Raw genomic sequence first — 2,190 nt, 5'->3', positions numbered from 1 at the left:
ACATTACACACCGGCCCCGGTCCAGCGGCCGCCGGCCGCGCCCGCGCAGCCACCCGTGACGATGTACCTGCATTTCCCGTTCGTCACGGTGCCGATACCGATCACCCCGCCGCCCCCGCCGCAGCCGTAGGGACGTGGCGCCCGGCCGCGACTGCGCGCACACTGGGCGGTGACGGCACGAGCGGCGAGGAGGTCGCGTGGGCGAATACGGTGCGTTCGGGTTTGACCCCGAAGAGTTTGATCGGATGATCCGCGAGGGCAGTGAGGGCCTGCGCGAGGTCTTCGAGCGGGTGGGCAGGTTTGTCGGGGCCCCCGGGGCCCGGCCGGGGTGGTCGTCGTTCTTCGAGGACCGCCGCGCCCGCCCGGAGCCGGAAACCGCCGGCGAGGCGGGCGACGGCGTCTGGGCCATCTACACGGTGGACGCCGACGGCGGCGCACACGTCGAACAGGTCTACGCGACCGAGCTCGACGCGTTGCGGGCGAACAAGGAAAACGTCGATCCCAAGCGCAGGGTGCGGTTTCTGCCCTACGGCATCGCGGTCAGCGTGCTCGACGGCGATTCGCCCGACGAGCCCGGCGAGGAGCCCGGCGAGCCGTCGTAACGCCCTCAGCCCTGCTGGACGACGTTCGAGCTACCCGAGTTGCCGACCTTCGGCGTGCCCGAATGGTAGGTGACCTTGTTGCTGAAGCCGGAGGCTTCGATGCTGTCGACGGAGTCGACGGTGATCTCGTTCTGCACCCCCGACACCGTGAGGCTGGCGCAGTGGCCGGTGATCACCACCGTGTTGGACACCCCGCTCACGCTGACGGTGTTCTGGTTGCAGGCGATGGTCCGGGTCTCGCCGATCCCGGAGACGCTGATCCGTTCGCCCGGCGCCGGGGTCGGTGACGTCGACGCCGACGGCGACGGCGACGGCGTGGTCGTCCTGGTCCGGGTGGTCGAAGGGGCGGGGCTGGTGGTGAAGGTCGACGGCGGACCGAACGTCCCGGAGATCGTCGGCGGGGAGCTGATGATCGACCGGACACCGGAAAGCTGGTGGGCGGCGAAGGCGGCGATGCCGCCCGCGAGCGCCAGCACGCCGATGGCGATGACCGTGCCCAGGATCCACCACATGCGGTTGCCCGACGGGCCCTGCGGGGGCGGGCCCCCGAACGGGCCGCCGTAGCCGCCGTAGTTCCAGGACGGCGGCGGTGGCGGAGGGGCCCCCGGCCCGGGCGAGTACGCCGGGGCCGCGGGCGGTGCGCTGCTAGCTTCGGATGCCCGCGCCGCATCGGCGAGTGGGCGTTCGAGTTCCCGGATCCGTTCCTCCGGGTCGTCGTTTGCTGCCATGGGTTGAATATGCCATTCACACCGGCGGTTTCGCGCGGTTCGGTAGTTTCTGCTTCGTGCCCGAGTTGCCGAACCGTCAGGTCTTGTTGCGTCGCCGCCCTACCGGGCTGGTCCAGCCGGGTGACACGGAGCTGGTCACCACGCCGGCACCCGAGCCCGCGGAGGGGGAGGCGCTGCTGCGCACCACCTACGTCGGCATCGACGCGGCCGCCCGCACCTGGCTCGACGACCAGCCCGGCTACCTGCCGCCGGTGCAGCTGGGCGAGGTCATCCGCGCCGCCGGGATCGGTGAGGTGGTCGAATCGCGCTGCGACGCCTACGCCGTCGGCGACGTCGTCACCACGCTGACCGGATTTTCGGAGTACGCGATCATCCGCGACGACCTGTTCAGCACGCCCATCCCGGGCGAGGACGACCAGCTGGCGATCATGTCGGTGTACGGGCCGACCGGCGCCACCGCCTATTTCGGGATGACCGACATCGGCCGGCCCAAGGCCGGCGAGACCGTCGTGGTGTCCGCGGCCGCCGGCGCCACCGGATCGGTGGCGGGGCAGATCGCCAAGATCGCCGGCGCCCGGGGGGGGGGCATCGCGGGCGGGCCGGAAAAGTGCCGGGCGGTGGTCGAGGACTTCGGTTTCGACGCGTGCATCGATTACAAGAACGAGGACCTCGCGGCCGCGCTCAAGCAGCACTGCCCGCGGCGTGTGGACGTCTACTTCGACAACGTCGGCGGGCCCATCCTCAACGCGGTGCTGGGCCGGCGCGCCCCCCACGCCCGGGTCGTCCTGTGCGGGGTGATCTCCAGTTATCTGACGGGCGAGCATCCGGGCCCGGCCAACTACGTGAACCAGGGGGGGAAG

General features: G+C 71.1%; 3 protein-coding genes. 2 read left to right on the top strand and 1 reads right to left on the bottom strand.

Going from position 1 to position 2,190, the window contains the following annotated elements; translation table 11 throughout:
• Positions 1–197 precede the first annotated feature (197 nt).
• Positions 198–602: a hypothetical protein gene (locus A5730_RS21915; protein ID WP_067905260.1), complete on the top strand. Its 405-nt coding sequence runs from the start codon at positions 198–200 to the stop codon at positions 600–602.
• Positions 603–607: 5 nt separating this feature from the next.
• Here the strand turns inward: A5730_RS21915 and A5730_RS21910 are convergent, their stop codons facing one another.
• Entirely contained in the window at positions 608–1,330 is a 723-nt protein-coding gene (locus A5730_RS21910; protein ID WP_067905258.1) for a DUF3060 domain-containing protein, read from the bottom strand.
• Positions 1,331–1,386: 56 nt separating this feature from the next.
• Here A5730_RS21910 and A5730_RS21905 point away from each other — a divergent pair.
• Positions 1,387–2,190: NADP-dependent oxidoreductase (locus A5730_RS21905; RefSeq protein ID WP_067905255.1), on the top strand; the 804-nt coding region annotated here is incomplete at its 3' end.

The sequence above is a fragment of the Mycobacterium sp. ACS4054 genome (genome assembly GCF_001667275.1).
Lineage (GTDB): Bacteria > Actinomycetota > Actinomycetes > Mycobacteriales > Mycobacteriaceae > Mycobacterium.
The sequence above is the reverse complement of the archived record's forward strand: the minus strand, read 5'-3'. Positions and strand labels throughout refer to the sequence as shown.

Coding starts and splice junctions, on each gene's coding strand:
- A5730_RS21910 (WP_067905258.1), bottom strand. CDS start 1,330: ATGGCAGCAAACGACGACCCGGAGGAACGGATCCGGGAACTCGAACGC.